We start from the raw sequence: 4,154 nt of genomic DNA, 5'->3' as shown, positions 1-4,154 counted from the left end.
TGGTACGCCCGGCAGGACTCGAACCTGCTACCCTCGGCTTAGAAGGCCACAGAGGAATATAATTCATTCAATGACTTAGGCTCGCTTTCACTTTCGCCAAAACGCTTATTTTATGCTCATAAGGCACTGAATTAAAGCGGACTGGAATTGCATGGCGAAAGTAATATTAGCTCAAATAATTGCAACTGCTTCATTGTTATTTGCCATTAAATGAACCGGTCCTTCCCCCCTTTGAATCCACCATAATGTTTATATTGCCCCTCCCCGCAAAATGGTGTCCGGCTTAAGTGAACCAGTACACGCCGCCTGAAGCTGGGACTGAGGACGGACTTGGTGGATTAGAAAGTGTGGAACAGGTCAGTCGAACAAAATATCTCGCCATTGAGAGTTGGAGTTCGCTACTGAACCAACGTTCAGTGAATCATGGCTACATAAAACATTATTTGAACGGCCTGATTTACTCAATTACCTCCTAACATTAGAAGAATTAGTGAAAAAACATCAACGTTTTCATGGGAGATGCATATTAAGACTAATCCAGACATGGTCATCCAGCTCAATGCCATTGCGGCGCTCGCCACCAATTGAATAATGTAGTCCTAAATCCAGAGGCATTCCGGTAACTGCATGCTCAATAGTCAATGTGGCATTGCGAAAAGCAAATGACTGTTTCTTCTCAAAAGCGACCATGCCATTATCAAAGACCGCATCATCAGCGAAATAATACGCCGCTGCCCTGATGCTGACATGAAAGTCGGCCGGGAATGTCTTCACCAAACCGATATTGGTATAAATATCCCCCGTCGAGGTCCAGCTGGCATCGTTAAGCGGAATTTTCAAAATGAAATTGAAACTTCCAATTGAACCTGAAAAGAAAGTTCTCAGGACACCGGCGTCCTCATCAGTGGGGGCATCGCCAGTGAAGCCATGCCTGACGAAACCAGCCTCATACTCAAGCCCACCCACTGAACCACTGTACCCTGCTTTTACATCAAGTTGGTTATTACCGGAATTGCTAAAATCCAGCGTAGAAAACATTCCCCCGATAAACAGACCGTTTTCAGAAGTATATTTGAGGTCAGACTGAACGACAGCGCCATCCCCCATCAGTACGCCACCCCAAATATATTTCGATTTTAGACTGGCACTGACTGATGTCTCAGCGAAGGAAGTTCCGGGCACACTTATCATAATGATAAGCAGGCAAAATCTCCTCAATAGCCCATATTTTGTAACATGCCCCATATCTGCCCAACTCCTGATGAGTATCAGGGAACGTAACTTTTATAAAAATTAGCTCATGAAAGCCGGTATTATCTGCAAAAAAATTGATATATTTTTAAGGTGTTACATTCCAAACATGAGACTGCAGCTGCCATTCACCCTCATCATTTTGTTCCAGAACAGTAACTAACACTCCACCAAACTCGATTGGTTGTGAATCGGCATTAACGCCTTCAGCTTTCCAATAACCTACTTGGGTAATTTGCGTCTCAGCATCAATAATTTTCACTGTTTCAATCTGATGATTGTGCACACCACCCTCGATAAAGCCTGAGAATAATTTTCTTATCTCATCATGGCCCTCAAGCAAGGTGCCATCGCCTGGCGAGACGGTCGCCGAATCACCATATAAATCAATCAGACTTTCCAGCTCACCTTGGTTAAGCGCCTGATTCCACTGTTGATTGGCACTCTTGACAATTTCTCTTGAACTCTTTCTCGATTCTTTCATTGGTAACCTCCTGGTTGGTTAGGATGCTAATTAAATATATAAAAAAGTACTCATAAAAACACAGGCTGCTGGTTCAATTTTGCCAGGATCTGCATAAGCGTCTTGCTCTCCGCCTCTGTCAAGACTGACATCAGTTGGTTGACTCGCCGGTAGTATTCGGGCATCACTTCATCAAGTTTCGCCTGACCTTTTGTAGTAAGTTTGATCAGTGTTTGTCTGCGGTCCTCATGCGAGACCATTTTGGTGACTAATTTGTCACGTTGCAGACTATTTAGGAGTCCAGTCATAGTGGCGCGACTGACACCGGCTTTTCCTGCCAGCTTGGATGGGCTAGAACACCCATCATCTTCTCGCATCAATAGCACCAGTACCCACCATCGTCCTTGCAATAAAGCATGCGCCTCTAGGTAGCGGTCTAGGCCGTTTGAGAGATCTGTGCCAACACGCAAGAATGTTAGAAACTGCATGACCCTATCAATATCTACTTCGGGATACCGATCAGCAAATTTCTTAAGGATGTCCGCGTCTGGTAAATCTTTAAGCTCCAACATGTTTCCCACTATAGTTAGTTAGCTAACTAATTGCAAGATTTATTTAGTCTGGCCTTTCACCCTTCCAAAAATTCATGCCATGTGGATGATGGGACTCCCTAGATGAGTTTTTTAGTCCCAAATTGTGATGCAGACATCACAACGTTTCACAGTGTAGTAAATAGCAATATCAACACCTTAGGGCACACAGCGTGTGTCATGAGGTTTCATGGAATATCATCGTATTCCATGGATTGTTTATAGATTTTTCTATGTGTAACTAATTGATATTGCTAGAAAGGAAGCGCTATGACGAACAAAAAACATCCACAGACGCGCAACTCAGAGCACCAAATCCGGGTTCTAACCTGACTTTGCGGACACTTCAAATAAGCCCGATAATGGGCAAAGAGGAGATTTAGATATATTATGCGGCTCGCCTGGGATGTTCAAGAGGCGGCGTATAATTCAAGGGAAGGTCAAACCCGGCATCAAATGTGCTCAATTGGTTGGCAAAATCACAACCCAGATTTTCTTGGCAGAATTGAACTATCGTAAGATACTGAAGCTTCACATGATCAATTTGTTCTGAGATACACAATAAATAAATCGGTAGGCCGATGCATGGCGAAAGTAAAGTGAGTGAGCACTTCCGCTGAATTGTCTGCTATAGATAAGTGTTGGTACGCCCGGCAGGACTCGAACCTGCTACCCTCGGCTTAGAAGGCCGCCAAATATTCACGCAAAATTAGATAGTTAGCAAACAATCCACTTTCGCCAAGTGTGAAAAAAGAGAATTTTATCTATTTGTTTGATAAAGTTATTTTAAATCGTGGCGAAAGTATTTTTTTCGTCAAAATAAGGAGATTGGATATGCTTTCAAAGGAAACAGTTAATGAGTTGAGGGAGTTAGCGGATAACTCAAAAAACGAAGAAATGAAAAAGTTAATTGAGATCCTGTTAAAAGAATCGGAACAGCTATCTAGTGGGCTGAGGGGCTATTAATATAGCCTGGCAAGCGAGTAACTGATTGGTTACTCGCACCTTGCCTGATAATACCGAAGCTGGGCTGTCATAGTTACTATTTGCTCGACGAGGGTGTAATAATACCGTTCAGCGTCTTTAGTAAGTCTGGGGGCGGCTCTTTCGCCCATGCTGGTATCGGAGCTGGTTTCGGGCACGTTGTCGCTACCGGCTGGACAGGTTGCATTGATGAGCAGGCGCTTACGCCCAGCAGCAACATCATCACGAAGCTGATTAATTTCATTTTCTGCATCACGTAGTTTCCTGTATTGGATGGCTTCAGCAGTGGCCCATAGCTTTTCGTTAGCGTCGAGTTCGGCTTGTAATGATTGCTGTGTGTTTAGTGCTTCTTCAGATATGGATTTTAACTCGTTGCTGTGTGCTGTTTTTAGGTTTGATATTTCAGCATTTTTAATCAATCCGTTAATCCACCAACCCGTGCCGACACCAATGCTTAACCCAGAGAAAAACAAGCCAATCAAAATGTACGGCTTAAGGGGATTCATTGATACTGTCCTGCTAAACAGAGATTATCTCGGTTATCTTGTCTTCGGTTATATAAGCCTTGAATAAACTGACCACTTGCATATGACCAGTTTGGTTTGCCTGAGAATGTCGTTGCCAGTAAATCACACGCTTTCTTGTATTTACCTTGCCTTGCATATTTAGCTGACTGACTATTACACGCTTTAACATAGCCCACATTCCAAGCAAGACTTGATAGCCCATCAAAAACAGTTTGTGGTGGCAGAAAGCCAAGGCAATCAAGTAATTTTGTTTGTACCCTGCCAAGTGATACGCTCATAACGCGATCGCATTTTTCCTGTGACCAATACTCACCCACAATCACAGGCTCATCAGTCACG

6 protein-coding genes are annotated in these 4,154 nt (G+C 43.5%); 1 reads left to right on the top strand and 5 read right to left on the bottom strand.

Annotated features, from left to right (window positions below; translation table 11 throughout):
* Positions 1-510 precede the first annotated feature (510 nt).
* The 3 genes from B4K20_RS01200 to B4K20_RS01190 form a co-directional block, all read right to left on the bottom strand.
* Positions 511-1,182 (bottom strand): TorF family putative porin, encoded by a 672-nt coding sequence (locus B4K20_RS01200; RefSeq protein WP_289281588.1) that lies wholly within the window; start codon positions 1,180-1,182, stop codon positions 511-513.
* A gap of 157 nt (positions 1,183-1,339) precedes the next feature.
* Positions 1,340-1,735: a YybH family protein gene (locus B4K20_RS01195; protein ID WP_289281587.1), complete on the bottom strand. Its 396-nt coding sequence runs from the start codon at positions 1,733-1,735 to the stop codon at positions 1,340-1,342.
* Positions 1,736-1,785: 50 nt separating this feature from the next.
* The gene (locus tag B4K20_RS01190; RefSeq protein ID WP_289281586.1) at positions 1,786-2,286 is read right to left on the bottom strand and encodes a MarR family winged helix-turn-helix transcriptional regulator; all 501 of its coding nucleotides are present in this window, start codon (positions 2,284-2,286) and stop codon (positions 1,786-1,788) included.
* Between the two features lie 852 nt (positions 2,287-3,138).
* On the opposite strand from B4K20_RS01190, the gene B4K20_RS01185 reads away from it, so the two are divergent.
* The gene (locus B4K20_RS01185; RefSeq protein ID WP_289281585.1) at positions 3,139-3,270 is read left to right on the top strand and encodes a hypothetical protein; all 132 of its coding nucleotides are present in this window, start codon (positions 3,139-3,141) and stop codon (positions 3,268-3,270) included.
* A gap of 29 nt (positions 3,271-3,299) precedes the next feature.
* On the opposite strand, the gene B4K20_RS01180 is transcribed toward B4K20_RS01185, so the two are convergent.
* A complete protein-coding gene (locus tag B4K20_RS01180; RefSeq protein ID WP_289281584.1) occupies positions 3,300-3,794 on the bottom strand; it encodes a lysis protein in 495 nt (164 codons plus the stop codon).
* The coding region (locus B4K20_RS01175; protein ID WP_289281583.1) for a lysozyme at positions 3,791-4,154 on the bottom strand (364 nt) is incomplete at its 5' end. The genes B4K20_RS01180 and B4K20_RS01175, both read right to left, overlap by 4 nt.

This window comes from Methylophaga sp. UBA5088, assembly GCF_002414625.1.
Lineage (GTDB): Bacteria > Pseudomonadota > Gammaproteobacteria > Nitrosococcales > Methylophagaceae > Methylophaga > Methylophaga marina.
Note: the sequence above shows the minus strand (reverse complement) of the source record. Positions and strands in the feature narration are given on the sequence as shown.

What these genes read in the sequence shown, in the direction of transcription:
- B4K20_RS01195 (WP_289281587.1), bottom strand. Translation starts at nt 1,735, where the DNA reads ATGAAAGAATCGAGAAAGAGTTCAAGAGAAATTGTCAAGAGTGCCAAT.
- B4K20_RS01190 (WP_289281586.1), bottom strand. Translation starts at nt 2,286, where the DNA reads ATGTTGGAGCTTAAAGATTTACCAGACGCGGACATCCTTAAGAAATTT.
- B4K20_RS01185 (WP_289281585.1), top strand. Translation starts at nt 3,139, where the DNA reads ATGCTTTCAAAGGAAACAGTTAATGAGTTGAGGGAGTTAGCGGATAAC.
- B4K20_RS01180 (WP_289281584.1), bottom strand. Translation starts at nt 3,794, where the DNA reads ATGAATCCCCTTAAGCCGTACATTTTGATTGGCTTGTTTTTCTCTGGG.